Source organism: Methylobacterium sp. Leaf117 (assembly GCF_001422985.1).
Classification (GTDB): Bacteria; Pseudomonadota; Alphaproteobacteria; order Rhizobiales; family Beijerinckiaceae; genus Methylobacterium.
Map to the genome: position 1 here is coordinate 1 of NZ_LMNL01000012.1, position 26584 is coordinate 26584.

27 protein-coding genes and 2 pseudogenes are annotated in these 26584 nt (G+C 66.4%); 16 read left to right on the plus strand and 13 right to left on the minus strand.

Annotated features, from left to right (window positions below; genetic code table 11):
- Positions 1-122: 122 nt before the first annotated feature.
- The 4 genes and pseudogenes from ASF57_RS26795 to ASF57_RS07015 form a co-directional block, all read left to right on the plus strand.
- Positions 123-451: transposase (locus ASF57_RS26795; protein ID WP_244476851.1), on the plus strand; the 329-nt coding region annotated here is incomplete at its 3' end.
- Between the two features lies 1 nt (position 452).
- Positions 453-995: pseudogene (locus tag ASF57_RS26800) on the plus strand (IS5 family transposase); the annotation flags it as partial.
- Between the two features lie 10 nt (positions 996-1005).
- Positions 1006-1094, plus strand: a pseudogene (locus ASF57_RS25510) (IS5/IS1182 family transposase); the annotation flags it as partial.
- Positions 1095-1166: 72 nt separating this feature from the next.
- Entirely contained in the window at positions 1167-2495 is a 1329-nt protein-coding gene (locus tag ASF57_RS07015) for an IS701 family transposase (RefSeq protein ID WP_056481399.1), read from the plus strand.
- A gap of 1215 nt (positions 2496-3710) precedes the next feature.
- Here the strand turns inward: ASF57_RS07015 and ASF57_RS07020 are convergent.
- Both ASF57_RS07020 and ASF57_RS07025 read right to left on the minus strand, forming a co-directional pair.
- Positions 3711-4373 carry a GDYXXLXY domain-containing protein gene (locus ASF57_RS07020; RefSeq protein WP_056481402.1) on the minus strand — a complete coding sequence of 221 codons (663 nt, stop codon included), beginning with the start codon at positions 4371-4373 and terminating at the stop codon, positions 3711-3713.
- Positions 4370-5707 (minus strand): DUF2157 domain-containing protein, encoded by a 1338-nt coding sequence (locus ASF57_RS07025; RefSeq protein WP_056481406.1) that lies wholly within the window; start codon positions 5705-5707, stop codon positions 4370-4372. The genes ASF57_RS07020 and ASF57_RS07025 overlap by 4 nt, the downstream gene beginning before the upstream one ends.
- Before the next feature lie 421 nt (positions 5708-6128).
- On the opposite strand from ASF57_RS07025, the gene ASF57_RS07030 reads away from it, so the two are divergent.
- A complete protein-coding gene (locus ASF57_RS07030; RefSeq protein WP_056481409.1) occupies positions 6129-6818 on the plus strand; it encodes a hypothetical protein in 690 nt (229 codons plus the stop codon).
- A gap of 24 nt (positions 6819-6842) precedes the next feature.
- Here the strand turns inward: ASF57_RS07030 and ASF57_RS07035 are convergent, their stop codons facing one another.
- Positions 6843-7433 carry a hypothetical protein gene (locus ASF57_RS07035; protein WP_056481412.1) on the minus strand — a complete coding sequence of 197 codons (591 nt, stop codon included), beginning with the start codon at positions 7431-7433 and terminating at the stop codon, positions 6843-6845.
- A gap of 229 nt (positions 7434-7662) precedes the next feature.
- Here ASF57_RS07035 and ASF57_RS07040 point away from each other — a divergent pair, with 229 nt between their 5' ends.
- The gene (locus tag ASF57_RS07040; protein ID WP_056481414.1) at positions 7663-7980 is read left to right on the plus strand and encodes a hypothetical protein; all 318 of its coding nucleotides are present in this window, start codon (positions 7663-7665) and stop codon (positions 7978-7980) included.
- 158 nt (positions 7981-8138) lie between these two features.
- On the opposite strand, the gene ASF57_RS25515 is transcribed toward ASF57_RS07040, so the two are convergent.
- Entirely contained in the window at positions 8139-8768 is a 630-nt protein-coding gene (locus ASF57_RS25515) for a hypothetical protein (RefSeq protein WP_056481416.1), read from the minus strand.
- Positions 8769-8839: 71 nt separating this feature from the next.
- Complete coding sequence (locus ASF57_RS07050) at positions 8840-9343, minus strand: hypothetical protein (protein WP_056481420.1); 504 nt, start codon at positions 9341-9343, stop codon at positions 8840-8842.
- A gap of 576 nt (positions 9344-9919) precedes the next feature.
- Between ASF57_RS07050 and ASF57_RS07060 the strand changes: the two genes are divergently transcribed.
- From ASF57_RS07060 to ASF57_RS07080, 6 genes are all read left to right on the plus strand, one after another.
- Positions 9920-11716, plus strand: a complete 1797-nt coding sequence (locus tag ASF57_RS07060) for a ParB/RepB/Spo0J family partition protein (RefSeq protein ID WP_056481426.1) — start codon at positions 9920-9922, stop codon at positions 11714-11716.
- Positions 11717-11726: 10 nt separating this feature from the next.
- Positions 11727-11873: a hypothetical protein gene (locus ASF57_RS25520; protein ID WP_156376006.1), complete on the plus strand. Its 147-nt coding sequence runs from the start codon at positions 11727-11729 to the stop codon at positions 11871-11873.
- 305 nt (positions 11874-12178) lie between these two features.
- Positions 12179-12568: a hypothetical protein gene (locus ASF57_RS26805; protein WP_056481429.1), complete on the plus strand. Its 390-nt coding sequence runs from the start codon at positions 12179-12181 to the stop codon at positions 12566-12568.
- A 74-nt stretch (positions 12569-12642) separates the two neighbouring features.
- Positions 12643-13239 carry a hypothetical protein gene (locus ASF57_RS07070; RefSeq protein ID WP_056481434.1) on the plus strand — a complete coding sequence of 199 codons (597 nt, stop codon included), beginning with the start codon at positions 12643-12645 and terminating at the stop codon, positions 13237-13239.
- 15 nt (positions 13240-13254) lie between these two features.
- Positions 13255-13470 (plus strand): hypothetical protein, encoded by a 216-nt coding sequence (locus tag ASF57_RS07075; RefSeq protein ID WP_056481438.1) that lies wholly within the window; start codon positions 13255-13257, stop codon positions 13468-13470.
- Positions 13471-13646: 176 nt separating this feature from the next.
- Positions 13647-14186: a hypothetical protein gene (locus ASF57_RS07080; protein WP_156376007.1), complete on the plus strand. Its 540-nt coding sequence runs from the start codon at positions 13647-13649 to the stop codon at positions 14184-14186.
- Positions 14187-14268: 82 nt separating this feature from the next.
- On the opposite strand, the gene ASF57_RS07085 is transcribed toward ASF57_RS07080, so the two are convergent.
- Both ASF57_RS07085 and ASF57_RS07090 read right to left on the minus strand, forming a co-directional pair.
- Positions 14269-14442 (minus strand): hypothetical protein, encoded by a 174-nt coding sequence (locus ASF57_RS07085; RefSeq protein ID WP_156376008.1) that lies wholly within the window; start codon positions 14440-14442, stop codon positions 14269-14271.
- Positions 14443-14537: 95 nt separating this feature from the next.
- Positions 14538-15098 (minus strand): metallophosphoesterase, encoded by a 561-nt coding sequence (locus ASF57_RS07090; RefSeq protein ID WP_056481446.1) that lies wholly within the window; start codon positions 15096-15098, stop codon positions 14538-14540.
- Positions 15099-15522: 424 nt separating this feature from the next.
- Here ASF57_RS07090 and ASF57_RS07095 point away from each other — a divergent pair, with 424 nt between their 5' ends.
- On the plus strand, positions 15523-16389 hold the full coding sequence (locus tag ASF57_RS07095; RefSeq protein ID WP_056481450.1) for a hypothetical protein: 867 nt from the start codon (positions 15523-15525) through the stop codon (positions 16387-16389).
- 6 nt (positions 16390-16395) lie between these two features.
- Positions 16396-16710 (plus strand): hypothetical protein, encoded by a 315-nt coding sequence (locus ASF57_RS07100; RefSeq protein WP_200935834.1) that lies wholly within the window; start codon positions 16396-16398, stop codon positions 16708-16710.
- A gap of 364 nt (positions 16711-17074) precedes the next feature.
- Here the strand turns inward: ASF57_RS07100 and ASF57_RS07105 are convergent, their stop codons facing one another.
- Complete coding sequence (locus ASF57_RS07105; RefSeq protein ID WP_056481454.1) at positions 17075-18637, minus strand: integrase family protein; 1563 nt, start codon at positions 18635-18637, stop codon at positions 17075-17077.
- Between the two features lie 491 nt (positions 18638-19128).
- Complete coding sequence (locus ASF57_RS25525; protein WP_156376009.1) at positions 19129-19269, minus strand: hypothetical protein; 141 nt, start codon at positions 19267-19269, stop codon at positions 19129-19131.
- Between the two features lie 464 nt (positions 19270-19733).
- Between ASF57_RS25525 and ASF57_RS07110 the strand changes: the two genes are divergently transcribed.
- Both ASF57_RS07110 and ASF57_RS07115 read left to right on the plus strand, forming a co-directional pair.
- The gene (locus ASF57_RS07110; RefSeq protein ID WP_156376010.1) at positions 19734-20108 is read left to right on the plus strand and encodes a hypothetical protein; all 375 of its coding nucleotides are present in this window, start codon (positions 19734-19736) and stop codon (positions 20106-20108) included.
- 324 nt (positions 20109-20432) lie between these two features.
- Entirely contained in the window at positions 20433-21935 is a 1503-nt protein-coding gene (locus ASF57_RS07115; RefSeq protein ID WP_156376011.1) for an oligosaccharide flippase family protein, read from the plus strand.
- A 662-nt stretch (positions 21936-22597) separates the two neighbouring features.
- Here the strand turns inward: ASF57_RS07115 and ASF57_RS07120 are convergent.
- The 4 genes from ASF57_RS07120 to ASF57_RS07135 form a co-directional block, all read right to left on the minus strand.
- The gene (locus ASF57_RS07120; protein ID WP_056481463.1) at positions 22598-23281 is read right to left on the minus strand and encodes a class I SAM-dependent methyltransferase; all 684 of its coding nucleotides are present in this window, start codon (positions 23279-23281) and stop codon (positions 22598-22600) included.
- 59 nt (positions 23282-23340) lie between these two features.
- The gene (locus tag ASF57_RS07125; protein ID WP_056481467.1) at positions 23341-24405 is read right to left on the minus strand and encodes a glycosyltransferase; all 1065 of its coding nucleotides are present in this window, start codon (positions 24403-24405) and stop codon (positions 23341-23343) included.
- A complete protein-coding gene (locus tag ASF57_RS07130) occupies positions 24402-25370 on the minus strand; it encodes a galactosyltransferase-related protein (RefSeq protein ID WP_056481469.1) in 969 nt (322 codons plus the stop codon). Before ASF57_RS07130 ends, ASF57_RS07125 begins: the two co-directional genes overlap by 4 nt.
- Positions 25371-25432: 62 nt before the next feature.
- Positions 25433-26566: a glycosyltransferase gene (locus ASF57_RS07135; protein ID WP_056481471.1), complete on the minus strand. Its 1134-nt coding sequence runs from the start codon at positions 26564-26566 to the stop codon at positions 25433-25435.
- Positions 26567-26584 lie beyond the last annotated feature (18 nt).

The following is a 26584-nucleotide window of genomic DNA, read 5'->3' on the forward strand; positions in this document are numbered from 1 at the left end:
CCTTTTTGTCCCAACCTGCCGACCTCTCGTCGAGCCCTTCTCAACGTCCGCTTCTAGGGCCTGTCGTCGCCTGAACAGATTGGCTGGGCTTGCGTTTTCGTCTCTCTGATGGAGGAGGGACGATGCTGAGCGACGCGCAATGGGCTGATCTGGAGCCCCTGGTTGAAGCCTGCCGGCCCAAGGCCAAAACGCCTCCGCAGGATCTGCAGCGCACGCTCTCGGCCATCCTTTGGCGGCATCAGAACGGAGCCAAATGGCGAGCTATTCCCGAGGAATTGGGACCCTGGTGGCGGGCTGCCCAGATCTTCATCCGCTGGTCGCGTGCCGGCGTCTGGGAGCGGCTTCTTCACCTTGTGCAGGAGCGCGGTGTCCAACTCGGTATGGTGTTCCTCGACGGCACGAACGTTCGGGCGCACCAAAAGGCGGCGGGAGCCGCCAAAAGGGGGGATCTNCCTTGTGCAGGAGCGCGGTGTCCAACTCGGTATGGTGTTCCTCGACGGCACGAACGTTCGGGCGCACCAAAAGGCGGCGGGAGCCGCCAAAAGGGGGGATCTGCAGCCGAGCGAGACGCTCGTGAAGCTGTTGGCCGCTCGCGTGGCGGGTATGGCACCAAGGCTTGCGTGATCGCCGACGGGCAGGGCCGCGCCATCGCCTTCCGGCTGGCGCCCGGTCAGGCCCATGAACTTCCTCACGCTGTTCCCCTGCTCGACCAACTGCCGGGGGTGCCCAAATGGGTCGTGGGGGACCGCGGCTATACCAGCCACGTCTTTCGCGAACACATCTGGGATATGGGCGCTCGGCCTGCGATCCCGCCTCAGCGCCACGAAGCGCCCGTGGCCTGCCCGGATTGGATCTACAACAACCGTAACCAGGTCGAGCGTCTCTGGGCCAGGCTCAAAGAGTGGCGCGCCATCGCCACCCGCTACGAGAAGACTGCCGTCAGCTTCATGGGCGTCCTCTCCCTCGCAGCCGCCCTCGATTGGCTCAAGCGATAACACGCCCTANGCGCCATCGCCACCCGCTACGAGAAGACTGCCGTCAGCTTCATGGGCGTCCTCTCCCTCGCAGCCGCCCTCGATTGGCTCAAGCGATAACACGCCCTAGCACTACCTGGGCACTTCGAAGGGGTGTGATGCGTTGTCTCTCTGATGGTTCGGGAGGCAGCGATGGATTGGGATCGCGAGGGGACGGACAATCTCGATACCTGGCTTGGGCCGTTCCTTGCGGTGATGGGGCGCAAGACTCGACGGACCTGGGCGCCGCTCTATCTCCGGGGCCTGCTCGGTCCGGGGGATCGCAAGAGCCTGCAGCCGATGGCGGCACGGCTCGGGCTGTCGGGTCACGACCAGTTGCAGCACTTCATCGCCAGCCCGGCCTGGGACGATCGCCCGCTCTGGAGGGAACTGTCCCGTCAGGCGGATCGGCTGGTCGGTGGCCCCGATGCCTGCCTGGTGATTGACGACACCGCCCTGCCGAAGAAGGGCACGCTCTCGGTTGGCGTCGCGCGCCAGTACTGCGGTGCGCTGGGCAAACAAGCCAACTGCCAATCTCTGGTCTCGCTTACTCTGGCGCAGGGCGAGGTGCCCGTGCCGGTGGGCTTGCGCCTGTTCCTGCCCGAGGCGTGGACGAGCGATCCGCAGCGTTGCGCGCAGGCCGGCGTGCCCGAGCCCGAGCCCGCGCCGCGAAGCAAGGGTGAGATCGCGCTCTCCGAACTCGATCGCCTGAGGGCGGAGGGGCTACGCTTCGGCACGGTGCTGGCGGATGCAGGCTACGGCGTCAGCGCCGCCTTCCGTCACGGCCTGGATGCCCGGGGCCTGCGCTGGGCGGTCGGTATCGTCAGGAACCAGAAGGTCTACGCGTCCGACGTGCGGCTTGTGCCGCCGACCGGTCGCGCCCGCAAACCCGCACCGGACCGGGAGCCGCGGGAGGCCGAGGCAGTACTGGCCGATCTGACCTGGCGGCGCGTGACGTGGCGTCAAGGCACGAAGGGCAAGCTCTCGGCTCGGTTCGCCGCCATCCGGGTGCGGGTCGGCGACGGTCCGCTCTGGGGCAACGGCCGGCACCTGCCGGGCGCGGAGGTCTGGCTCGTGGGCGAGTGGCGCTCGTCGGGCGAGCGCAAGTACTACCTGTCCAACCTGCCGCCCGACACGTCACGGCGCGCCCTGGCGGGCACGATCAAGGCGCGCTGGGTCTGTGAGCAGGCCCACCAGCAACTCAAGGAGGAACTCGGCCTCGATCACTTCGAGGGACGGTCCTGGACCGGGCTGCATCGACACGCGCTGATGACGTGCATCGCCTGCGCCTACCTGCAGCACCTGCGCCTCGCCGAGCACCGTCGGACGGGGCGGGGGAAAAATGACGACCCGCCTTCCAGGGCCGCCCCCATCGCCAAGTCTGCCCGCCGTGCGGCAGGCCATCATCGGTCGGCTGTTCGCCAACCTCGTCCCACCCGTCCTGTGCCCCCACTGCCGAAGGCACTTCAGGCTGCCTTCTGACATCAAAGTGCCCAGGTAGTGCTAGGCGTCAGGTTTAGAAGCCGGAACGACCAGGTCGGGTCGGCAGCTGTCCGTCCGCTCTACGACCGGGTTGGGTGGTTTCCTGCCCGTCCGGTTCTGGACGGGAGATGCATCGAAGCGGACATAGCCGCGGGGCCACTCACGATCCTTTGCAGACCTCCAGCAATGATGGCTAGATACCGTGCATGNGGTTCTGGACGGGAGATGCATCGAAGCGGACWTAGCCGCGGGGCCACTCACGATCCTTTGCAGACCTCCAGCAATGATGGCTAGATACCGTGCATGACGCGCGATCAACCCGTTCCATCCATGCCGGATCAAACCCCAACTGGCGTTGCATTCTCTCCGTGGCCTACGGATGTCGAGAACGACGACTTATGGCTTGGAAGATTGAGTTTTGATGTCGGGGCCCCGCTAGTTACCTTTGCAAAAGACGGTACCAGCTACTCGTTACCGTCCACGAACCCAAGCCACGACCACAGCTTAGAAGCAGATTTCGTTTCAACTGATAAGAAAGCAATAATACGGTTTGCGTTTCGGAGCGTAATTGCATTCCGCATGCTGGATGAGAACGGCCTNCGTTACCGTCCACGACCCCAAGCCACGACCACAGCTTAGAAGCAGATTTCGTTTCAACTGATAAGAAAGCAATAATACGGTTTGCGTTTCGGAGCGTAATTGCATTCCGCATGCTGGATGAGAACGGCCTTTTGGAATTATGGGACGCTTCAAGTGCTGATCCGCGTCCCGCCAAAACAACTTTCCGAGTGCGGGGGCACAAATGGTCAGATGAGAGTTTCCTCGTTTTCATGGCAGGAGGTTCTGAACAGCGGTCAAGTTATTTCATCGCAACAGACGCGCACTGCCTTGAAGTCGTTTGTGATGAGGAGCCTAGCGTGACAACTATTGGTCCGGCACTTGTCACGCACGCTGAACCAAAGGGCTGATACCCACCCCGAGCCGAGGTTGCCGGACGGCCGACGAACGACCGCTTAGGAGAAGCGCCCGTAGTGAACCAGGCGACCGGGTTGGGTCGGGACCCGCAATGGCTGGGTTGGGTGGCATTGCGCCGGTCCGCTTTCGGGCGGGAGTTTGCAGAGGCAGACACTGTCATCGCGCCCGCCCAAGCCCCACGGTTCTGGGATCATGGGGTCCTGGGGTCTTCAGCTCTGCTCCAGTGAATGAGGCCGATCTTCACCAGAGGCGCGCAGTTTTGGCGAACGCTTTGCCGGCTACCGTGATCCCGTCGATCACCGCAGTTCCGTCTGACGCCAGGCGCGCCTCGACGAGAACGTCCTTGCGCGCTGTGCGATCGAGCTTGGCCGGAACGCCCTGCGTTCCGTACCATCGTTCGATGCCGTAGCTCACCACGCCCGTCAGGCAGGCGGAAAGCTGGCAGGTGGCGGGCTCGGACGGCTGCCCGCCGGTCCTTGTGCGGATGCCAAGGGAGACCCCGTGCCGCACAAGGGTGGCCGAGCCCAGATGACCCTTGATGAACGGGACATCCTCCGTCGGAGGCTCGAAGAACACCTCCTCCGCATGGTGCACACCATCGGCATCGGGGGATAGCCGAAGATAAACGACGCGTCCGGAATCGGGTCGGCAACTCTCGCGGGCATCGAGGTCGCAGCCCGGTGGCGCCGCTCCTACGCCTATCCCCTGCAGGCGCCCGATCTCGTAGCTGAGGACGCTATATTCGCCCCGCATCAGGTCGCGTGGATCTCGCGTTTCGACAGCGAGGCGGACTGATAGCCCCTCGTTCAGCCGCTGCGTTTGCTGCCATGCCAAGTTCACCGACGGCATCACCTGGATCGCCAGCAAGCCGGCGAAGGCCACCCCGAAACCAAAACCTTTCATGCGGCTCTCCCATTGATGCGCCGAGCGGCCCAGCGACAGGCCACCAGACCGAAACTCAGGAGAACTGCGCAGAGTAGGAGGTTGCCTGAGAAGGCGATCAGGTTACGGGAGGCGGCGAGCATACCGATCGTGATGCCAGCGGTCAGCGCCAAGCCCCAGCCATACAGTTCACGCCTACCATCCAGGTCCCCCGCTACGACGAGCATGAGTGCCGGGACGATGCCGCCCCACACGGTCCAGAAGGTCGATGCCTCGCGACTCCACCCGGCGATCAGCCAAACCAGAAGCGTCGATGCAGCCGATGCGAGCACCAGAAGATCGCTCAATGGGAGAGTTCTAAAGCCGGCTGATTGGAAGCGGGCCAAGATGAGCGCCGCGAGCGCGATCGCGGCGAGGGCGAAAACTGCGGCGAAGGTTGGCCGCGCACCGCCGAAGCCGAGCGTGCGGACGGACACCATGACGATGCCGAGCAGGCACAGGCCGACGGCCGCCCGTGCGAGTGCATGCGCCCCGTCCCGGAGGCGAGAGGCCCACTCTCCCTGAGGCCCGATGCGGGAGAGCACATGGCCGAGGGCGAGGGCGAGCGCGGCCACAGTGAGAATGCGATCAGGCGGCAGGAGAAACATCAGACCCGCAGATGTGCCTCCGAGATGGTTGGTGAGCACGATCAGGATCAGGAGAAGTGTGAACCGGCGGGCGGGCAACCATCCGGATAGGCTCGCCAGGAACAGGGCCGGACCCACTGCCCAGAACAAGATCCCTGCTCCGGAGCTGGTGTCCCCACGCAGCGTTGCGAGGTCGAGCACACCGAACCCCACGTCGGCTGCGATGAGGGCAAGGCAGGCGACGATGGCCGCGCCGCCCGAGCGAGCGACGACCGCTGTCGCCATGCCGAGAACAGCGACGGTGCCCGCGAAGCCGCGGGGATCCGCAGCGACATGAAAGGTCTGTCCGACCAGGGCCAGGGTGGCCGCCGCAATGACCAGGGTTAGCGTTGCCAGCCCATCTGCGAGCCTGCTGGCCGAACCCGCTCGGTCCCGGGCATGGCGGCGCGCAGCGATGTAGGTGCCCGTGACGGCTGCCGCATCCGCGAGGAACAGCACGACGAATCGGGACGCAGGTGACATCCCGGACCAATTCGCCGCCACGAACGCGATGATGGAGGGAGCCACGAGCAGGAGGATGCAAAGAACCAAGGCGGCTTGCAGGTTCATAAAACCGCGCGGTGCGAAGGCGTGGGCGGCGATGCGTTCAGCCTGCTCTGGCTGGATCAGGCCGCGTTCCTGCCAATCCTGAAGATCACGCCGCAGGCGTGCGGAATAGGACAGCGGCATAAGCAACCTTCATTCGACGCCGCATACTGTAAGCGACGACACCTTAAACCTGGATTTCCGACATTGAATGCGATTTTTGAACGTTGGGTCATGCTTATCATCGGCTAAATAAATCGGACTTTATTGATGGATTTGGTCGATCCCCTACCGACGACGATGACCATTCCGGCGTCATCCGCAGGCCGGGACGGGCCTGTCAACACCAGTTCGGAGCTGGTACGCCGCGGCGGCCGTCAACGGCGTCAGCGCCGCGGGGACCTTCGCCTACCAGCGGGACAGCCTCACCGGGACGACATGGCTCGGGTTCACGCCGATCCAGAACACCGAGGTCGACTTCGCCGCGGTCCTCGGGTCCGGCGGCCGCACCACCGTTCCCCTGACCGATCTTCCGTTCCGCTGGGGAAACGGGACGTCCATCGGCGTGCGGGCCTATACGGCGACGATAGCCGGCGCGTCGCCGGCGCGGCATTCCTCCGGGGCGGTCCGCCTCGCCACCACCGTGACGACCTACGAGTTCTACGATGACGGCCCAACTGGAACCTTCGCCGGGGATGGTCGCCCGATCCGGTCCATCCGGAAGAGCGAGCGGAAAACTCTCGGGTGGCTGGTCCTGTCGGGTGGCCGGGTTCGGTTCGTCGCCCGTCTCGTCATTGCGGAATCGTGGATCTCCGCGACCGCGGCGCAGTACGGCGGCAAGTCCAACCAGTGGCAGTTGGTCAAGGCCGGCGGCGGCGGCGGTTGGGCCCAGAACCAGGAGACGAACCTGGAGGACACCGGCTGGCGGACGCGCCTGCTCACGCCGGACGGTCTCGTGGCCAGCGACGCCAACGCGCAGATCATCCACGCCGACAGCACCGGCGCCACGGTGCTCACCCCTCCGCCGGTCGTGGCCAACAATTTCGCGCGGGCGTTCCCCATCCCCGGCCTCGGCGCCATCATCGTTCCGACTTCCGATGGCAGCGCCGCCCGCGCCGGGCAGGCGTACGTGTCACTCGATGGAGGCGTCACGTGGAAGGGCCCGGCCAAGACCTACACGGCCTCGGCGTCTTTCCCGACCGCCCAGCTCAACGACGTGTCCGACTACGCGCTGCTGCCCTTGTACCCATCCTAGCGTGACCCGGCCGGGGTGGCCGCGTCACTTCAGGTACTTGGCCACGGCGGCCGGGGCCTTCTCCATGACCGCCTTCTCGACGATGGCGATGAACGGGAACCGCGCCTTGTAGGTGGTCTTCTCGGTGATGACGGCGAGGACCTGCAGGCGGTCGCGTCCGGGCAGCACTAGGATGGGCGGCCGTCCGGGCTTGGATTCGATCCACTTGACGCCGCGTGAAATCGCGTCGGAGACGTAGCCGTTGGGCAGGTTCCCGTGCTCGTCGAGGACGGCGTCACGCCCGGGGACGAGGGGCCCCTGATCCGTCGTCGCGAAGTCGCCGGCGACGCGCTGTCCACCGGAGACCTCCAGGCCCAGATATTCGGCGCGCCCCGGCAGGACGTAGACCAGGGCCTCCGCCGCCTTGGACCCCTCGACGCGCTCGAAGGCGAAGGCGTCGACCGTCCAGTCGATGGGACGGTCGAAATAGACCTCGGTCGCCTCTGAGAGCTGCTTCCGGGCGGACGCCGCCATGTACAGGACCGCCTCGCCCAGCGCGGGCGTCACCGTCTTCTGGACGTATGCCTTGGCCTGCCTGGTGAACGCGGCGCTGTCGAAATCGATGGAGAAACGCATGCCCGGGAGCGTGCGCCCGCCCCATGCATCCGCCCACACATGGGGGCGGAGCCGGTGACGCCGTACCGCGAACAATTCGATTCTGTCTGAAGAAGTAACGGGGCGCTAACCACCCTCAGAATGGATCGCCTGTTCCTGCGTACGGCCCAGGGACAGGTGTTGACTCCCCATCGACGCGGGAATCGTGAGCTGCGATCGTCTCCTCACACCGAGCCTGAGGAGGCCCCCGATGAGCATCTCCGCCCACTCCATCGCCGCCCCTTTTGATGCCGGTGCCCAGGGTCTGGCAGGCGTGCTTTTCAGGGCTCGTCAGGACCGCCTCGCCGCTCAGGCCCACGCCGACGCCGTGCAGCAGGACCGCAACATCACCGCCGCCACCCGCGCCGCCCGGGCTGTCGATGCCCTGCGTCGGGTCCTCTTCGCGACCCAGGCTGAGAACGTGGCGCTGACCCAGGAGAACGCCCGCCTTCAGCGCGAGCTCGCGGCCTCGCGGGCCGAAACCCTCCGCGCCAAGGGGCTCCTCGTCCGCGTGATGAGGGCCGCCTGACGCAGCATTCGGTGTGCGCACGTCAGCACGCCGTGTGTGCAAGGGGGGTGGCACAACCCTTTTCTTTGGGGTGTGCGCCGATGTCGCAGCCCGGTATCCAGACATGAAAAAGGCCCGCTCCGATCATCTCGGGCGGGCCTTTTGCTGAGCGTGCCGGCTCACATCGCCGGGGCGTACCGCTCGGGCTCCTGCTCCAGCATCTCGTCGATGACCCGGCGCAGGGTCTCCTCATGCTCCTTCACGTTCGCCCGCTGCTCGGGGGTGACCTGGGCAGCAGCGCAAAGGGCGCTCCGATACTCCGCCGGGGTGGGCGTTAGGGGCAGGCCGTCGATCAGGCGGAGGCCGGCCATGTGGCTGCCCACCCGGTGGGCGCCGTGCCTGTCGATCTGCATCAACTCCGAAGCGTTGAGGGACCCCAGCCACGCCGCACTGGCCTCGTCCAGGCCCTCGGCGGTCGGCTCGGCGTCGATGTTCAGCATGTCGTGGGCATACTGCGTGGCGATGCGGCCCTTCGCCAGGATCGGGTCGAGGGGAATCGGCGCGGGGGCCGGCTTGGCGGTGACGGCTGATTCGGCTGCGGGGACCGACACGGCGGCGGTGGCGGATTCGGCCTTGGCGGCGATGCCATCGAAGGCGTCCTCGATGTCCGCGCCGGCGCCGACGGGCGGGCGGAGGCTGTCCCGAACGCTGCGGAGGACCCAGCGGCCCCCCTCCCAGACGGCTTTGACGGTGACGGCGGCCAGCATGGCCATGGCGAGGGCGAAATAACGGATGGATGCTCTGATCATGAGGGGTGGTGATCCTGCTCTAGGGGGGTGAAGTTCGATTTTCGGGACGGGGACGAAAACGACCAGCGCGATCAGGGGCTGACGCCGAGGGCGACGATTTCCTCGTACGTCGTCGCCCTGATCCAGACCTGCCTGCCTGACCGCTTCGTGCAGGTGACGTACGCGCCCGCCCAGACGGTGTCGGGATACGTGTCGCCCTCGACCCACTCGTCGTCGCTGTCCGCGGGCAGGATCATGCGCTTCGGCTTGCGCGGGAGGGTGCCTAAGCGCGCCTCGTATCTGCGCCGCGGGACGCCATCCGGATCGAGCTCGTCCAGGGCCTCGGCGTACGTCACCGGGACGAGCTCGCCACCAACGAGGCGGTGATGGGAGCCTCCGTGGCAGACCGGATCGCGCATGAAAACGAAGCTGCCACCGGGCGCGTCGACGTTCGTGATCCGGCGGTACGTGATCGAGCGCTCGTCCTCCGTCCGCGTGATCTCAAGGGTCGGGAACGCCTGCTCCACGGCGAGCCTGCCGTTCCTCACGCGCACGGGGTGGAGGGTGACGAAATTGGGGGTCGTGAAGGTGGCCATCGTTGGGGGCGCTCCGTCAAATCCGCTGATTGAAGGATTCTCCCACTCGGCCCAGCAAGAAGGAAGGGGGCGACTGAAGTATTTTTAAAGATGTCATCTCGACACCATGTCGAATTGCCATGATGTCAAATTGACATGTCAAATTGACAGGCCTCGCCTTCATCAGAAAAAGTTGCAACTCAACATCGGTATGGGCCTTGCGGATCAGCGGATCAGGTCTAACATCTGATTCGTCCCCCACCGCATCTTCCGGTCACGCCATGAAGCACGACGTCCTACGCACTGGCGAAGTGATCCTCAAGCTGAGGACGGCATGTGCGGATGCGGGTGGGCAGACTAACTGGGCAAAGTCACAGGGTATCAGCGCGCAGTACGTAAGTGACGTCCTCCACGGTCGTCGTCCGCCTGCGAATGCCATTCTCCGGGGTCTCGGGCTGCAGCGGGCCGAGCCGACCTTCGTCCCGAGGCAGCCCGAGGACGTCACTCTGTATGACGCCGACGGCCTGACGCTCGTGACCGCCCAGCGAGTCTTCGACTGAACTCCCCACACCGACCAGATCAGCAGAGGTGCACCCCGTGAACATTCAGATCCAGAACCTTCGTTTCGGCCACGAGGACGGCGCCCCTGAAGGCGTGGTCAACGTCCGCATCTCCGGCCGCGAGGCCGGGCTCGACGCTCTCGCGGCGTCGATCCTCGCGCTGGGCCTGATCCAGCCGCTCGTCGTCGTCCCAGGTGAGGGCGAGCTCGCCTACGTGGTCGACGGGAATCGGCGATTGGCCGCGCTGCGTGCCCTCGTCGCCGAGGAGAAGCTCTTCTCCGACCGCGAGGTCCCCGTCACCGTCCGCGAGGCGGCGTTTGCCCGGGAGATCGGGCTCGGCGCCAACATCAATCAGGCGCCGATGCACGATGCCGACCGGGTGCAGGCGTTCGCCGAACTGCGGCGCTCGGGCGCCAAGGAGAAGGACATCGCCGCCAGGTTCGGACAGCCGCTCACGCAGGTTCGCCGGCTCCTCGCGCTTGGTGGCGTGTCGCCCGCGGTGCTCGATGCATGGCGCGCCGGGAAGGTCAGCGAGGATGTGGCACGGGTCTTCACGATGGCGCCCCACGCCGATCAAGAAAGGGTCCTGTCGAAGGTCCTCCAGGAACACTGCGTCTATCCCCATTTCGTCCGCCGCGAGCTCGGGCTCGATCAGGATATCTCGGGGCTGCTCGCCTACGTCGGGCCCAAGGCGTTAAAGGCCGCCGGCGGCCATGTCGTCGAGGACCTTTTCGGCGGAAGCAACGCGGTGTCCGACCCGGTCCTGCTCGCCCGCCTCGCGGATGAGCGCCTGGAGGCCGAGTGCGAGCGCCGGCGCCGCGAGGGTTGGGCCTGGGTCGCCAAGGCGACGGACCTGCCGATGGGCTGGCGCTGGTCGTGGCCCCAAGTGAAGCCGGCGGAGCGTCCGCTGTCGGCCGAGGATCAGGCCCGTCTCGCCGAGATCGAAACGTGGCTGGATTCCGACGACGAGGGTGAAGAGGCGACCGACGAGGAGATCCGCGCGGCGCACGAGGAGGCAGACGCGCTTCGGGCCAAGGGCTTCATCCAGCCGGGTGCCGCTGATCGCGCCCGATCCGGGAGCGTGATCGTTCTCGGTCGCGACGGCAAGATTGAGGTTGTCGAGTACGTCATCCGCCCCGAGGACGTCCCCGCGGTCGCGCCGAAGGACGACAAGCCGGCCGAGCCCGAGGAGAAGGGCCTGCCGATTTCCCTGGTCGAGACCCTTTGCGGGACTGCGACCGAAGCCGTGCAGGCGGCGCTCGGATCGTCTCCGACCGCCGGACTGGTGGCGCTGTTGGCCGGGGCGATGTGCGCGGGCCATTGGTCGGCCCCGATGAAAGTGCGGCTCGACGGCGTCGGGGGGCAGGCCTCGTCGCTCCACGACAAGGAATCGTTCCAGGACCTCGTCGCCCGGCTGTCCACGATGACGGTCGACGAGCTTCTCGTGGTCGCGGCCGGTGTCGCCGCCCGGGGCGTACAGACGCTGCACCGCGAGCACGGGACCCGGCCCCTCGCCCCGTCGGAGCGTGCGAGCGTTCAGGCGCTGATGGGGCTGCCGGACCCGGTGGCGATGCAGGACGCGCTGATTTTCAAGTTCGATGGTGAGGCCTTCTTCAAGTCGGCCCCCAAGGCCATCACCCTGCAGATCGTCGCGGAGATCCTCGGCGACGCTGCGGCCAGGCGCGTCAAGGACAAGAAGAAGAAGGAGCTCGTTGAGTTCGCCGTCGCCTCGGTCCTGCCGCTCGGTTGGCTCCCGGCCGAGCTCCGGCATCCCGGCTACACGGGTCCCGGCGCCGTCGGTGTCGAGCCGTCCCCCCAGGCCCTGGCCGCCTGAGGAGGCACCCATGCTCGATGGCGCCATCCCCGACTTGACCGCGCTGGCCGGCACCGACGTCGCCATCGAGCAGGCCCCCTCGCAAAGGGGGAGGCCTGGTTCGAGTGCCAGATCGCTGGCCTGCAATTCCATTCGTACGACGTCATCGACGATCTGACCGGCGCCCGCCTCCGCCCCGAGGCTGGCGACCGGCTCCACCTCGTCCGGGAGCCTACCAACGCCTACGACAAGAACGCCGTCGAGGTCTGGTGGAAGAACAGCCACCGGCTCGGCCACCTGCCGCGCCTGGTCGCCGCCGAGATCGCGCCCCTGATCGACGCCGGGGCACCGGCCCGGGCGTACGCCGTCTCCGGTGGGACCGGTCGGGCGTGGAGCGTCCGCGCCCTCGTCATCGGGGCCGCCGCGGCCCCCTTCCACCAGAAGCATCTCGAACGCCTTCGGTCCCAGCAGCAGGAATCCCCGATGCCCGTCAATGCACCCTCGTTCGTCGACGGGCTCGTGGCCCTGGACGCTTCCCAGACGCGCAAGCGCCTCGCCGCGGCGCTGGCCGAGGCGCGCCTCCACGCTCAGTGGACCGCGGGCCCGAGCGGCGACGGCATCGCCGAGGCCATCCGGCACGTCGATTCGGTCCTGCTCGAAAGCGCACGATGGGCGATCAGGCGCCTCGACGATGCCCTGCTCGCGTCCCGCTCCGCACCTGCTCGGCAGGAGACGCTGGCGGAGGCCCACGCCGCCGTCGTGGCCGCCCTCGACCGCGACGACGACCCGATCACGCCCGTCAGGCCGAGCAGGTCCGGATTCGTCTCGGGCGCGTTCGGCCGGCGCAGCGAGGCCCCGTCGCCGGGCTGCTGAAGTTCCGACGTCGCGCGCCCGGCGACAGGGGCGTTCAAGACCTCACCCATCATCGCCATGACACGGAGGAAGGCATGACCGACCCGTTGATCCTCACCGTCGAAGCTTTGCTCGCGGCCCACGCCGGAGGGGGCCGCCGCTTGATGCTGACGCACGCCATCGTCGACCGGGGGACGGGCCTGATCGTTTCACGGCACCGGTCCTTGATCCTCGCCAAGAAGGCGTGGCGCGGACGCGGGACCGTCCGTCAGGGCGGCCGCATCGTCCTGACGGCGTGGGCGGCCAAGCACATGGTCGTGCCCCTCTCCAGCGCCAACGCAGCCCTTGCCCGGAGAAAAGCGGCGCCGGCTACGCGGGTGACCGTCCTTTCGCATCCCCACGTGCACAGGGCATTCGCGGTCGTGGCCGAGGACGCCGGGGAATCCCCGTCCTTCGAGTACGTGGTCCCCCGTGAGTTCGAGCACCGCCTCGGGCAGGCCGAGGTTGCCCTAGGCGAGCTCGACGAGGACGGATTCGAGACGCTCTGCCTCGGATCGCCGAGCGCCGTCCGGGCCCTGATCGGGGCCGATCCGGGACGTCGGGCCGCGGCGGATCTCCTCGCCGGCTTCTTCTCGGACTGGCACCCACGGACCCATGCCGGCGTTGCCCCATCGCCGAGGCCGTCCGCCTGACCATCCCGAGATCCCATGTCTCCGTTCTCCCAGCGTCGCCTGCCTCCCGCCGTCGTCGGTGTCTGCCGCGCCCTCGATGGCGTCCTGACGCTGCCCGAGGCCGGCCCGGCTCCGGACGGCGATCTCTCCCTCGCGGAGGTCTTGGCCGGGCACGCGCGAATGCTGGCCGCGTCGGTGGAGGAGGCCGCGCCGGGAACGATGGCTGCTATCTTAGGCCGGATGGAGTCATAACAAGTTAACGTTTGATTAACCGTGTTCTCTAGATCCGCTTCACCTGATGAATTTCCTCGCGTAGATTGGCCGGGCCGAGGGTTGTTAACCGTAGACCAATGTACGACTCCACCTCGAAGCATGTATGTGCTCTTATCCTGCCAGCGAGGGCGTTCCTCAGCAGGAGTTCGCACGACATGATGTACGTCACCCCGTTAGATCTCGCGAACATCATGATCACCAAGTCCCAGGAGAATTTCTCTTACCTGCAGAGCTTTGCAGCCGAGAGGCAGGGCTCCGAGATGGCCAAGATCATCGACGAGAACGATGTGGTCTTTGTTGGATACTACGACGAGGAGATGCCCGGCAGGGTTGGACTTGTCTACCTCAAGGGGAGTAGCGAGGACCTGAATATTCGGGAGCATGTCGACGAGGCTCTCACCCGGAAGTATCGGCTCGCTAACTGGACCGAGGTCGAGCGCGATGCCTTCGAGGATTATCTCAGCCGGACGACTTGTTTAGACTCACAGCACAAAGCAGCGGCCAGGGCTTTCATTGAAATCTATAACTGGCGCCAGGCCGAGATCGGGTCCATGGGAAAGGTGAGCCCCCATATAGAGGCTTTTTGGGATCGCCTGACCCCGCATGGGTCCCGCCACAACCTTCCGGGAGTCCCGGGTACTTTTGCTCGGGATTGGGAGACATTCAAGGAAACCACGGTGGTGGTACGGGATTAGTTCAACGGGATCGTCCGGCCCCCCTAGGCATCGACCCCATACCTCGGATGACGGCCCCGGTAGATTCGGGGCCGTCCTCGTTTCAGCCCTCCCACACGACGGGATTCGTCGTGGCGCCGTCCGGGCAGTCCTCTGCCCGGGCCGGCCGGAATTCCCGCCTACCGCAGCCCATGCAGACGTACTTCTCGACGCTGGGGCCCTCTGGGGACCAGCCCCGGCGATCCTCGGCCGACAGGGTCGCTAGGTACGCCCGCATGCGGGCGACCTCGTTTTCCGCCTCGGCCCGCGTCACCGCGTATGACACCCACCCGCATGCCAGGCGAGGTGACCTCGCCGGGGCCGATCTCCCGCTCACGCCTCGCCATCCTCATCCTCCTGCGGCTCGCCCAGCAGGCGCTCTTCGGGAATCGCGGGCGTGGCTGCGAGGCGCTCCATGATCTGCCCCAGGCTGATCGGCGCGTACGACCAGCGGTCGACACCGACGTCGCAGGACTGGGAGGTGTCCGGGAGGCGTCCGTGAGTATGCCCAAATAGCTGAAGGCTCCCGCGGAACGCACCGGCCCAGGCGCGCATCGGGTAGTGAAAAAGCACAACCCGGGTCCCCTCGACCTTGGGTGTCGCCAGGTCCTGCCGGGAGTACCATGGCAGGTCGAGGACCCGCTTCTTGTCGTGGTTGCCCCGGATGAGGTGCTTGCGACCGCGCAGGCGCCGAAAGATCGCCTGGCATCGCTCCGGGGTGGCGCCCATCGCGAAATCGCCGAGGTGGTAGACCTCGTCGCGGGGGCCGACGACGGCGTTCCAGGCCGCGATCAGGGCCTCGTCGTGCTCCTCGATGGAGGCGAAGGGGCGCGCGGACATCGCGAGGACGCCCTTGTGGCCGAAATGGGTGTCGGCGGTGAAAAAGGTATGCATCGGGGCAGCCTCCGTGAGGGGGCTGCCGCACGCGGTCACGCCCCGAGAATGGGTCTCGTCGTCGGGCGGGGCGTGCGTATTCGTTTCACGGGATGCCTCGTGGGCCGTGGGGAATCGACGGGATCGCAGCTCACGAATCCCGGGGCAAGCGGGGCTTCGCGACACGGTTACGGATTCCCTGGGCGGATAGGGAAGCCGCTATACCCAGGTAGGTATCGGAACCGCGATTATGCCGAAGTAGGTATACGCCGCCCGTTAATCATGCCGGTCCAGTCGAACCAAGGCCTTAGCGCCCGCGGGACCTCGGGCCGTTAACGGACTGAGGCGTCTGAGGGCCGTCGAAAGGCCTTGAATGCCGCCTCTTGTCCCTATACGATAGGGACATTGGACGAGGGCGATGCCCAGTTCCGTTAGGGAGACCCCGATGAACAGCACCAAGATCAGCAACGCCGACCGTGCCGGCGTCATCCGCGAGTCCTGGAACCGGGCCTACCTGGCGGCTGTCCTCGCCGTAGAGCCCGTCCGCCAGCACATCAGCGCCGCGATGCGCAGCGCCTGGATTGACTTCCGACAGGCTCGTGCCGAGGGGATGGTCCTGGAGAGGATGACGCAGACGTTCGAGGATCAGCACGCCCGCGCCGGCCGTGCCGAGGCCCGCGCCTACCTGAAGGGCCTGCTCGCCGCGAAGGCCGAGGCGGCGCCGGTTCAGGTCGAGGTGGCCGAGGTCGACGCCGTTCCCGAGCTTGTCGATGAGGCCCCCGAGGAGGCCCAGCTTTCCCTTCTCAAATGGATCGTCGCCGACGCCATCAGGGCCGGCGAGCCCGGGCTCTACACCGTCGATCAGGTCGAGCCCGTGGCTCCCGCGATGGTGGTGGCGCCGGCGAGGCCTGCGCCGGTCGAGTCGAAGCCGGTCCAGCTTTCGATCCTCGACCTGATCGACGCCGACGTACTCCAGGCCACCGGAATCCCCGAGGCCGTAGTTCCCGATCAGGACGACGAGGATGCCCTGGATGCGGTAGTGATCGAAGAGGTCGTCGACCCGCGCCAGGAACTGCTCGACCGGATTGCCCGCAACGACGCGGCGATGGATCGCCTGAGCGAGAGCATCAAGCAGGACATCGCGCTCTACGGCAGCGACGCGAGTCATATTGAGTGGATGTACGACAGCCTCGACGGCCTGCACGCCCACGGCATTAACCTGCGCGACGACCTGAATGAGCTCGGGCACCAGCCCGTGCCGATGGTGCCTCAGGCCGCCCCGCCGGCTTCCTTCCTCCACCATATCAGGTAGCCCGTCATGGATCTCGCAACTCTCGTCGACCTCGCGCGGACGATCTATGGCGAAGACTGGCAGAGGCCTCTCGCCCGGGCTCTGGGGCCGCTGCATCCCGACGGTGCGCGCGAGGCAATCGACGACCGCCTCGTCAGACGGTGGGCCGCGGGCGAACGGCCGATTCCCGAATGGGTCGGGCCTGCGCTGGTTCATATCCTTGAGAGGCAGGCCTTCCTCTACGTCAAGCGGGCGTCCCTGCTCCGGGAACGGGCCGGCGAGCTTCGCATCGAGCTACGCCCGGTCCCGGATGAGGCGCCCGAGCCGGACATGCGGCCCTAGCGATCCGGCCGTCACCGTCCGTGGATGCCGTTGAACATAAGGAGCCCTGGATTTTCGGGTTCATGTTATGTCCCGCACATACGGGGGCCGCCGTCGTTATATCTTGCACATAAGCCTCATCGAGCCGTCGTCAGACCCGTTGATGCCGCCCACCGCGTTCCCTATCTGTTCTCAAGGACGGAGGGGCAAATGCTCGGATACGACGACATCACAGCCGCAGCCGCCGGCGAGGAACGGGACGCCCTGATGCGCGCCTTTGCCGAGGACGTGGCGGAGGCCTCCGGGCGGGGGCGCAGAGGTCGTGGATTCGTCCCGGCCGAGCGCCCGGCCGACGTGGCGCGAGCCCTCGGCCGGGACCGTCGAGTCAGGCAACCGCGGGCTTCCGCTTGGTCGAAGGCTTCCTGATCGTGCGCGGCCGGGGAGGGGGCATGGGCACGCGGGCGACGGCCTCGCGCTCGCGCTCGTACGCCTCCAGGATCGCATCGCACCACAAGGCTAGTCCCTCGGCCTTGAGCTCGATTCGCTGGGCCCGGTCATAGTGAAGGCGTGTCACCGGGGCCGTCCGCTCCCTCTCCTCCGCCTTGCCGTCCACATGGTCCAGGATGGCGGCCGCGGCCCCGCCAAGCCGGCGCTCGCCGAGGAACGTCGCGAGCCCCCTGCGGACGTCATGCGGGGTCCAGCGTCGGATCTCGTAGCGGGCGAGCAGGTCCACGTGGCCCGGGTTCGGCTTGCCCTCACGGAGTCCCTGCAGGCGGCTCAGGAGTTGGTTGATCGCCAGGTAGGAGACGTGGCCCTTGCCGCGGCGAGACGGGAACATCCATGGCCTCGGGGCCTCGCGGGCCCAGGCGTCCTCCTGGCGGTAGCGCTCGATGACGGCCCACGCCGCCGGCGGGATCGGCAGGCCATGCGGCATGTCGCTCTTCATGACCGCGCCCGGCCAGCCGATGACTGTCCACCCGGGAAGCTCATTGGAGAACTGCGGGACGCACGAGCTCACCCGGGTCGTGACGAGCGCGCCGGTCCTCTGCCCGCTCAACACGAGGGCCCACAACGCCCCGAGCAACCCGGCGCCGGTGGAGTGCTCGGTCTGCCCAAGGGACCGGTGACGCTCGGCGACCGCTAGCGTCCGGGCGAGTTCCTCGACGGTCGGGACGTGGTCCCGGGTCCCGGAGGCGTAGTCGACGGTGAGGCGGTCCCACCAGGGCACCTCCATCCGAACGAGTCTGCATCGAAGGGCCTGTTCCTTCCAGCCCCAGGTCATCGCGTCGCGGAACTGGCCGATTACCCGCTTGGCGGCGGACCGCTTCGTGTCGCCATCCTCAAGGAGACGTTGGCGAACGCCCAGCATCATTTCGAGGTCCAAGCCGGCGACGGTGACCATCGACAAGCTGGCGAGTTCCGGGTGGCGCAAGTATCCCGCGTAGCTCGCGCGCCAGCGCCCCTCCTTCAACTTTGGGAGCTTCCAGGTGAGGTAGGCGTCGATCAGGTCGCCGACTACCCAGGGCCCGTCCCGCCGGCGCGCATCTGCGGTCTGCGTCTCGGGCTCCTCCTCGGGCCACGCGGCGTCCAGGGCCGCCTTCTCGCTGCCGGTTTGGCGCAGGGCTTCCTCGAAGATGCGGGTTTCCAGCTTGGGCTGGTGCAGGCCCGGCACGGCGAGGCGGATTCGTTCGGCCTGGTCCCGGGCCTGCGCCAGTGTGATCACCGCGCTGTCGCCGATGCGCACCGTCCCGGCCTTGGACTTCCTCATCCAGGTCGCGGAGTTCCGGGTCACCCGCAGGACGAGGCCGGCGCAATCGTCGTCGACGAGGTCGAGGCCGCGGCCGGGGACCTCGCCCTTCCGGATCATCGCTCTGGCCTTGTTCACGTGACCCTGCGTCAGCGAGATCCTCTGGCGCGCGTACGATCCGCGTCCCCCTTCGACGGCCATTCAGTCCCTCCCGATGGATACCACCGGGATACCACCCGACCCTGGGCGCACCCGCAACCCCGGCGTTAACCCTTGGAGGTGGATTTCCCCTGTATTTTCGGGCGGTTGGTTACCGAAACCCTGGGCGGATGGGATGCCGCGAGGTTGGATATTTGGCCTTCCAAGCTGAATACCCGGGTTCGATTCCCGGTACCCGCTCCACATCCCCTTGTTCCCGACGAAACCGTGATGAACCAAACCGGGCGACCAGGTTTGCGCATGATTGCCTGCGCCCCACGCCGGACAGCATCCTGCACGCGTGGTCGCGGGTTGCCCCGACCATAGCCGGGATCGGGAGAACCCGGCTTAACGCGTCCCTCGCGGTTAAACCGCCTTGAGATGCCATCGCAGCGGCAGCGCAACCGCCGTGAGGCAGGCGATGCCGCCCGCCGGAAGCGCCACGAACCAGCCGACGCAGCGCGCGGCATCGTGACGGGTGATGATTACGCTCCTCAAAGGTAGCCCAGCGCGTCGGCGGTGACCTTGCCGCGGAACAGCCAGCAGACGTGAGCGGCGTTCTCCAGGATCACCGGCAGGAGCACGATCGTCCCGCCGAGGAGGACGCGCTGGCTGCTCGGGTGGGTGGCCGCCATAGAACAGCAGGAATGAGCCGAGCCGGCTCAGGAACGGCATGACGTCGTCGCGCCGTAGGTGTTGGCGCAGTGACCTTAGCCGATGATGAATTGCGTCGGCGCCACGAGCGCGGCCATCTCCGACGAGCTTTGCACCTCGTCGCCGGCATTCTCACCCAAATCCCGGCACCATCCGGATGCGATCTCAGCCGCGACGATCCCGAGACATGGCAGGTCCGGCCCCGATCTCTCGACATCTGGAAGCCGGTGCGGGCTCGACCGACGCACGGAAGCTGCCATCGCGACACCCTTTTCGACGCGCTCAAACGACAATGCGACCGCAGATTTTGAGTCCTGGAAAGAAAGCGCTAATTAATCATAGCCGACATTGCGTAGTTTTATGTTGGAACAAACGCCAATGGCGGCCTTGTCATAGTTGTGGCGCTTCGTGCATTCTCCGATGACTAAATCAGATGGAGGATCACATGCCCGAATCGGCATTGTTTCAGGGCGAATACAGTGAAGCGAACGGGCAGATCAATCGTACATTTTTGCTTGCCGAGACCTTCGACTTGATTGATTCACGTGCGAAGATCGAGCAGCTCAAGCGGGCGGTCGAATGGATGCGTGAGGCGGCAGCCAAGGTCTGCGAAGAAGAAGTCGCTGTCCTTGCGCCTCAGGCGGCTTGTGAGTGGGGCGTGATCACCTCCACGGAAGAAAGTCGGCGCGTCCAGAAGCTTTGCGACGCGATCCGAGCCCTGCCGCTTCCCCTGTCGGACAATAGCAGTTCCCACGAAGGCGCCCAGAGGGTCGTCCTGGTCGAGGGAACATCGAACACCTTGAGCGTCGATCGTCTCTAAGCTGTTGGCTCAGAACTCTACCGGCGGGACACGCATCCTCAGCAAGAGCTTGCACTCGTCCCGCCAGAGCTGAGCGGCATGCGATATCGCCAGCGCGAAGCGTCTGGCTCTTCCCTCCGATCTCTCCGGCCGACAACGGATCGAGGCCAGCAATCCCTTCGCGTCTCCGTTGGGCGCATGGTTCGCGATGACAGAAGTCCCGCGGAGGTCGCGACCCCTGCGCCACGGCCAATGATCCGACAGAAAGACGGGCCTAGCGGTTCATCATTGTCCAAACAGAACCCGCACGAACTTTGCTCTGACGAGTAGGCTAGGATCGAGACCTTGGCACGGGACCGCGAATCGACTTTTTTCGGGACGATCTGGCTCGTCGGATCCAACCTTTTTCGGCTCGGGATGGCCTTTGCTCTCATTCCTGTCCTGACGCGGCTCCTGTCACCTGAAGATTATGGGCTCTTCAATCTCGTCTTTCCGCTGATCATCACTCTCACCTGCGCGGCGGATCTTGGATTCTCTCCTGTCCTCGTACGATCCGTGTCGAAGAATCCAACGCAGGAAACGACGGTTCTTCTCATCAGTATTCTCGGTGGCGCCGTTATCTCGCTCATCTTGTTCGCCAGCAGCGAAGCGATCGAACGGCGGATGGGCCAGCCGGGCCTGAGCGTTCTTCTGCGAGAATGTACGATCGTTCTGGTGCTCGGCGCAGTCTGTAGCGCACCCTTCGCTCGCTTGCAGCGGGAAGGGAAGATGCTTGGTTTTGCGATCGGCGACGTTGCGGGCGTCGTTCTCGGCGGCGTGGTGGCGATCGTCGCGGCCTGGAATGGTGCCGGCGTTCAGAGCCTGGTGCTTCAGCAAGCCGTTTCGATTATCGCGCGCTTATCGATCGCCGTGTTTATCGGAAAATTCGAAGTCGTTTTTGCCCTCGATAAAGAGTTTATTTCCAGGAACGCCAAGTTTGCTTTCTATTCCTTCAATTCGATTGCGATGAATGTCATCACGAAGAGCGTCGACAGCCTGCTGATCGGATTCCTGCATGGGGCATATGCCCTGGGCCTCTATAGCATTGCGATGCAAGTCGTCCGGCTCCCCGAGTCATTGGTAGTCGGTCCAATTTACACGACATTGCTGCCGGCGTTTTCCCACGCGGTCAGGGAACGTCGGGATTTCGTGAATCTCTACACGGCCTCAATGTTCCTCGTTTTCTCCTTTTGCCTCTCGGCGCTGTGTGGGATCGGCCTCGTCTCAGCGGATATCGTGGCGCTCTTTCTGGGTTCGAAGTGGGAAGGTGCAGCGCCGATCCTGATGGTGCTCATCATCTATGCGTTCGGAAATTGCATCAACGTCGTTCAGCAGGCGGCTCTCCTGGGCTTGGAAAACGCGAAAATCCCGTTCCAGATCTCATGTTTTTCGACGATGGGGGTCGTTGTCGGGATCTTGGTCGGATCACAGTGGGGCGTTCTCGGAGCGGTGATCGGTGTAAGTCTGTCGAATCTCGCCACCGGCTTGGCAATGATGGTTGCCGTGTGTCGCCTCCTGGAAATACCGACCTCGACAGTTTTGCGGCAGGCCGTCTTGCCCCTCGCTGCGGCAGTCACGATGGCCATGTCGATCGTGATCTCGCGAGACCTGCTGCTCGCAGTCGATCCCTTCGTCAGGCTTGGAAGCTTGATATCGATCGGGGGGTCGGTCTTTATCTCGGTCTATCTTCTCGGGGGCGGGTATACAAAGCTGCAGATCGCACTCGGATCTTTGAGGATCAGAGGTGAGATACCCGGCCATATCGACGTCGACGGATCTTCTCCCTCTCTGAGGCCTGCGCGCTCGTAACACGGCTCGTGCAGGGCAATCGGAGGGCCGGGATTCAGCGCCCCGATTTGGGGCCTTATCCCTGAGATCGGCGCGTTCCCGAGTCACGGGGCGGTCGAGCCGAGTGTCTATCCGGGCGCTTTGCCAGAGCCTGCCCGATGCCGGGACGGTGCTCGCTCCGTACGGGGTGCTGCAGGTCATCAGCCGCTCGCCACCAGAGCAGGGAGGGGCTGACGGTGGTGCCGACGATCGCCACCGCAATGGTCAGGGTTGCTCCGCAGCCGTCGATACGCGGCAATGTCCCATCCGAGCCCGGAGACGCGAAAGGGGCAAACATCAACTTGCCACGAGAGGCAGACAACTTCCGCATCGGTGAATTCGGCAAGGCGGTCTCGGGCGCGTAGGACCGCCCATTGCCGCCGCCGCCAACGCACTGGTTCCGTCAGATCGAATCCCGTGACGACGCTCCCGGTCCGAACGCGCCTACGTGCGTTGGTCCGGCACTTGCGCCACGTTGCAGGCATCCGCCTGAAGCCGCCAATCCGCCAAACGGTGGGCTTGGCAGAACAGGGTCCTCCCGGTCACGACGGCAGAGTCCCGCGACGGGGCCGAGACGTGGATCGAGGACCGAGGGGCGACGCGTCGCTGGCGCGATATCGTCCGGGCTGCTTCGATCCGACGCCTCAGACTGCCTTGATCAGTTTGCATTTGCCCTCCTGGGACCAGGGTCCTTGGACGCGGACCTCTGTGCAGAAGGCGTCGACCGCACGGGTGACACCGGGGAACCGCCCACCGAGCCGGTCGTAATCGTCGGCGATCAGGAGGCCTCCCGGGCGCAGAACCGGCCACCACGCGCGGAGATCCGCCATCACGGACGCCTCCTCGTGACCGGCGTCGAGATGGATCACATCGGCCGCCACGCCACGCAGATGCAGCAACTCGGCCGCGTTCACCGAATCCAGCGGAAGCGGCAGGATTCGGTCGGCCAGCCCTTCGCGCAGCACGTTGGCGAGGAAGGTCCGGTACAGGCTCGGATAGCCATGTTCGGTGGCGAGTTCGGCGAACAGGGCTGGGTCGGCCCAGTGGTCGACGGCGCCGAGCCAGGTGTCGACCGCGATGACCGTTCCGTCGACGCCGTGCGCCGCCATGGTCCGGGCCATATTCAGGCTGCTCGCCCCCTTCCAGACGCCGATCTCCACGACCACGGCGGGGCGGAACTCGGTGATCGCCGCGTCGAGATAGGGATGGACGCTGCGCCAGCCCTGCAAGTCGAGGGGGCGCAGGTTGTCCGGTGGATTCGCGAACGGGTCGCGCCCGTGCCAGAGGGCATCGAGGAGGCGGTCGCGAGTGGTCGGGGGTTGGCTCATGAGGTCGGCTCGCGATGGAGGTTGCGCCGATCGGGGGGATCGGGCCTGAGGGATGGGGGTCAGCCGCGCGGCGCCCGCTTGGCCTGCGCGTAGAGGGCTTCGCAGCGCGACAGCCAGAGGTCGCGGGTGAACAGGCGCAGGACGCGTGCGTGCGGGACCATGCGCGGGATGGCGAGGGCCGCTACGACCGCCCGGGCGAGCGCCGGTCCGTCGCCATGGGGCGCGAGGCATCCCGCCTCGCCGACGACCTCCTCGGCGGCGCCGCAAGCGATCCCCGCCACGGGAACGCCGCAGGCCATGGCCTCGATCGCCACGAGGCCGAAGGGCTCGTCCCAGCAGGGCGTGAACAGGAAGACCGAGGCGCGGCCGATCTCGCGGGCCAGGGCGTCGCCGGCGAGGTGGCCGCCGTAGCGGACAGGGCCGCCGAGCCGTGGGGCGATCTGTGCGTCCCAATACGCCCGATCCTCGATCGGGCCGAACAGGGTCAGCGGGAGGCCGGCCTCTCGGGCCGCCGCCACCGCCCAATGCGGCCCTTTGACCGGCGCGATGCGCCCGGACCAGACCGCGCTGCCGTCGCCGCGCTCGCGATAGGGCCAGGCCGCCGGATCGACGCCGTTGTGGAGAACGGACACGCCTTCGGGCGGCGCATCGGGCCACCAGGCCCTGCCATGAGCCTCCGACGTCATGGTGATCCGGTGGCCGGGGACGAGGCTGTCCTGAACGAACCAGCGCAGGGCGTCGTACGGGGGCACGTGGAGCGACGTCACGGTCGGCACCGCGGCGAGGCGCCGGCGCTCCAGGGGCAGTCGGCTCAGGGAATTGTTGTGCAGCACGTCGAAACCGCCGGCCGCGATCCGGTCGCACGCTGCCGCGTAGCCGTCATCCACATGGGCGACGAGGCCGGAATCGGCCCGGTGCTCGCGCCCGGGGAAACTGCGCTCGTGATGCACCGGGATCACCGGGTCGATGGTGAATCGCGGGTCGCTGTCCCCGGCGGCGAACAGGACGACTTCGTGTCCACGCGCCATCAATCCCTCGGCCAGGACCCAGGCATGGGCTTCCATGCCGCCCGCGAACGGCGGGGCCACCGGATGGCGCAAATGGGCGAGGAGGGCGATCCTCACGCGGTGCGCGCCTGCGACGCCCCTTGTGACGATTCTTGCGACGACCCCTGCAACGATTCTTGCGACGTTCTTTGTGCTTCGAGGAAGCGGATGACGGAGGCCGCGTTGCTGTAGGGCTGATGGCTCTGCTGGCCGGTCAGCGCAAGATCTCCGACTTCGGGGCGGCGCAGGATTCGGATTGGCCGATCGGGGGTGTCGTCGATCAGGCCCATCACCTTGAACGCATAGAGCCAATGGCCCATCGTGCGGTATCCCCACTTGGCCTCGAACAGCTCCGCATTGCGCACCACGCTGTCGAGGTGATGGACCGGGGGCATGTGGTGCGGATGGTACTGGTGATAGGCTAGTCCGCCCTTCATCCAGGCGATCGGGGTGCCCCGCTGGTCGAGGAGCTTTCCAAAATCCGTGTCCTCGCCGCCGTAGCCCGTATAGCGCTCGTCGAAGCCGCCGGTGGCCAGGAAGGTGGCGCGCCGGATGGCGAAGTTGAGGGACCAGAAGCAGCGGTAATCCGGGCAGATCTCGAGGCCCGAGGCCGGGGGGCCGCGTCGATCGGAGTGGCGCTCGGCGACGCCCGCGAGGGTTTCATAGGTCCAGTCCCCCGTGGTGGCGCGCTCGGGCAGGTGGAGGACCTCGCCCATCAGCAGCCCGTCGAGCTCGCCAAGTCCCCGCGCATAGTCGGCGACGAGGTCGGGGGCCGGAATGCAGTCGACATCGAGGAAGACCACGGCGTCGCCCCCCGCCGCCGCGACGCCCTGGTTGCGGGCCGCCGCCAGGGGCAATTCGGGACCGGGTACCAGGATCTGGCGGACCGGAAAGCCGAATTCGGGCAGGTCGTACGGCGCGTCCTGCATCACCGCCACGATGACCTCGGCGGGCTTCCGGGTCTGGCGCTCCAGGCCCAGGAGCTGGTTGCGCAGGTGGGCGGGCCGTCCCTTGGCCAGGGTCACGACGGAAACGGTGGACATGGTGCGGTCTGACTCCGGGAGATTTCGAGGGCCGAGAAAAGCAGGCGCGTGACGGGACGTGGTCAGCCGGTGACGACATCGAGCGCCGGGCGCTCCGTCGCCCCGCGCCAGAGGTCGTCGGTCAGGCCCTCGAGCCAGCCGGCGGCGCGGGCGGCCGCGTCCGGCGCGTAGAGGCTGCGCAGGGGACCCGTGTCGAGGCTGCGCGCCAGGGCGAGAAGGTCGCGCCAGCCCTGCAGGTCACCGGGCCAGACCGGGGCCTGAACGGCGGCGCCAAGCCGGACCAGGGCCTCGGCCTTGCGGGTCTGCTCACCGAAATAGCGCCATTCCGGCATCACGATCAGGCGCCCGCCTACGCGCGCCACCTCGTGGATGGTGTTGTCGCCGGCCGACGCCACCACGATGTCGGCGGCGGCGAGGTAGTCGGTCACCGAAGGCACCCAGCCGAGTTCGCGCAGGTTGGAGAAGTCGGTCTCGTGGCCCTCGCGGTGGGTCGGCCCGAGGGTGAGCCAGAGGGCGTCCGGGACCGCGCGGGCCGCCACCGTCAGGGGGGCGTAGGGCGTGCCGCTTCCGCCGCCGCCGGTCATCGCCACGACGATCTCACGCTCCGGATCGAGGCCGAGCTTCGCCCTCGCTTCCGCCCGACCCGGTACGCCGTCGACGCTGGTGCAGAGGCCGCCGCTGTAGAAGGTCTTGGCGCGCAGATGGGCCGGGTAGTCGTCCTGCTCCATACGCTCGTCGAAGGGTGCCAACATCCCGACGCAGGCCTCGTAGGCGCCGACATGGCCGATATCGGAGCGGTCGCCATGCATGCGGATCTGCACCGCCGGCACGCTGGCGATGCGCGACAGCAGGGCGATCTCCGCCGAGACGTCGACCACGAACAGGCCGACGTCGCGCTCGTCGAGATGATCGAGGATGCGCCGCATGGTCCGGCGCATCTCGGTCAGCCCGAGCGGCACGCAATGCATCACCTGCGGCGTCGGCTCGGCATAGAGGCGCACGGTCGGCACCCCGGCGCCGATCATGTTCGGGAGAGCCACGATCTCGATGTCGCGGGAAAACCCATCGAACAGCTGCGGGCCGGCGGTGAGCACCGAGACCGGCCGGTCACGGGAGAACTCGGCCGCCACCGCCATCGTACGGTTGGCATGGCCCCGTCCCTGGTGATGGACGAAGAACGCGATGGGCTTCTTCATGGCTTGAGATTCGCAAAT

Bases quoted from the DNA above. Each gene is read 5' to 3' on its own strand.
- ASF57_RS07015 (WP_056481399.1), top strand. From the start codon at position 1,167: ATGGATTGGGATCGCGAGGGGACGGACAATCTCGATACCTGGCTTGGG.
- ASF57_RS07020 (WP_056481402.1), bottom strand. From the start codon at position 4,373: ATGAAAGGTTTTGGTTTCGGGGTGGCCTTCGCCGGCTTGCTGGCGATC.
- ASF57_RS07025 (WP_056481406.1), bottom strand. From the start codon at position 5,707: ATGCCGCTGTCCTATTCCGCACGCCTGCGGCGTGATCTTCAGGATTGG.
- ASF57_RS07035 (WP_056481412.1), bottom strand. From the start codon at position 7,433: ATGCGTTTCTCCATCGATTTCGACAGCGCCGCGTTCACCAGGCAGGCC.
- ASF57_RS07040 (WP_056481414.1), top strand. From the start codon at position 7,663: ATGAGCATCTCCGCCCACTCCATCGCCGCCCCTTTTGATGCCGGTGCC.
- ASF57_RS25515 (WP_056481416.1), bottom strand. From the start codon at position 8,768: ATGATCAGAGCATCCATCCGTTATTTCGCCCTCGCCATGGCCATGCTG.
- ASF57_RS07050 (WP_056481420.1), bottom strand. From the start codon at position 9,343: ATGGCCACCTTCACGACCCCCAATTTCGTCACCCTCCACCCCGTGCGC.
- ASF57_RS25520 (WP_156376006.1), top strand. From the start codon at position 11,727: ATGCTCGATGGCGCCATCCCCGACTTGACCGCGCTGGCCGGCACCGAC.
- ASF57_RS26805 (WP_056481429.1), top strand. From the start codon at position 12,179: ATGCCCGTCAATGCACCCTCGTTCGTCGACGGGCTCGTGGCCCTGGAC.
- ASF57_RS07070 (WP_056481434.1), top strand. From the start codon at position 12,643: ATGACCGACCCGTTGATCCTCACCGTCGAAGCTTTGCTCGCGGCCCAC.
- ASF57_RS07075 (WP_056481438.1), top strand. From the start codon at position 13,255: ATGTCTCCGTTCTCCCAGCGTCGCCTGCCTCCCGCCGTCGTCGGTGTC.
- ASF57_RS07080 (WP_156376007.1), top strand. From the start codon at position 13,647: ATGATGTACGTCACCCCGTTAGATCTCGCGAACATCATGATCACCAAG.
- ASF57_RS07085 (WP_156376008.1), bottom strand. From the start codon at position 14,442: ATGCGGGCGTACCTAGCGACCCTGTCGGCCGAGGATCGCCGGGGCTGG.
- ASF57_RS07090 (WP_056481446.1), bottom strand. From the start codon at position 15,098: ATGCATACCTTTTTCACCGCCGACACCCATTTCGGCCACAAGGGCGTC.
- ASF57_RS07095 (WP_056481450.1), top strand. From the start codon at position 15,523: ATGAACAGCACCAAGATCAGCAACGCCGACCGTGCCGGCGTCATCCGC.
- ASF57_RS07100 (WP_200935834.1), top strand. From the start codon at position 16,396: ATGGATCTCGCAACTCTCGTCGACCTCGCGCGGACGATCTATGGCGAA.
- ASF57_RS07105 (WP_056481454.1), bottom strand. From the start codon at position 18,637: ATGGCCGTCGAAGGGGGACGCGGATCGTACGCGCGCCAGAGGATCTCG.
- ASF57_RS25525 (WP_156376009.1), bottom strand. From the start codon at position 19,269: ATGGCGGCCACCCACCCGAGCAGCCAGCGCGTCCTCCTCGGCGGGACG.
- ASF57_RS07110 (WP_156376010.1), top strand. From the start codon at position 19,734: ATGCCCGAATCGGCATTGTTTCAGGGCGAATACAGTGAAGCGAACGGG.
- ASF57_RS07120 (WP_056481463.1), bottom strand. From the start codon at position 23,281: ATGAGCCAACCCCCGACCACTCGCGACCGCCTCCTCGATGCCCTCTGG.
- ASF57_RS07130 (WP_056481469.1), bottom strand. From the start codon at position 25,370: ATGTCCACCGTTTCCGTCGTGACCCTGGCCAAGGGACGGCCCGCCCAC.
- ASF57_RS07135 (WP_056481471.1), bottom strand. From the start codon at position 26,566: ATGAAGAAGCCCATCGCGTTCTTCGTCCATCACCAGGGACGGGGCCAT.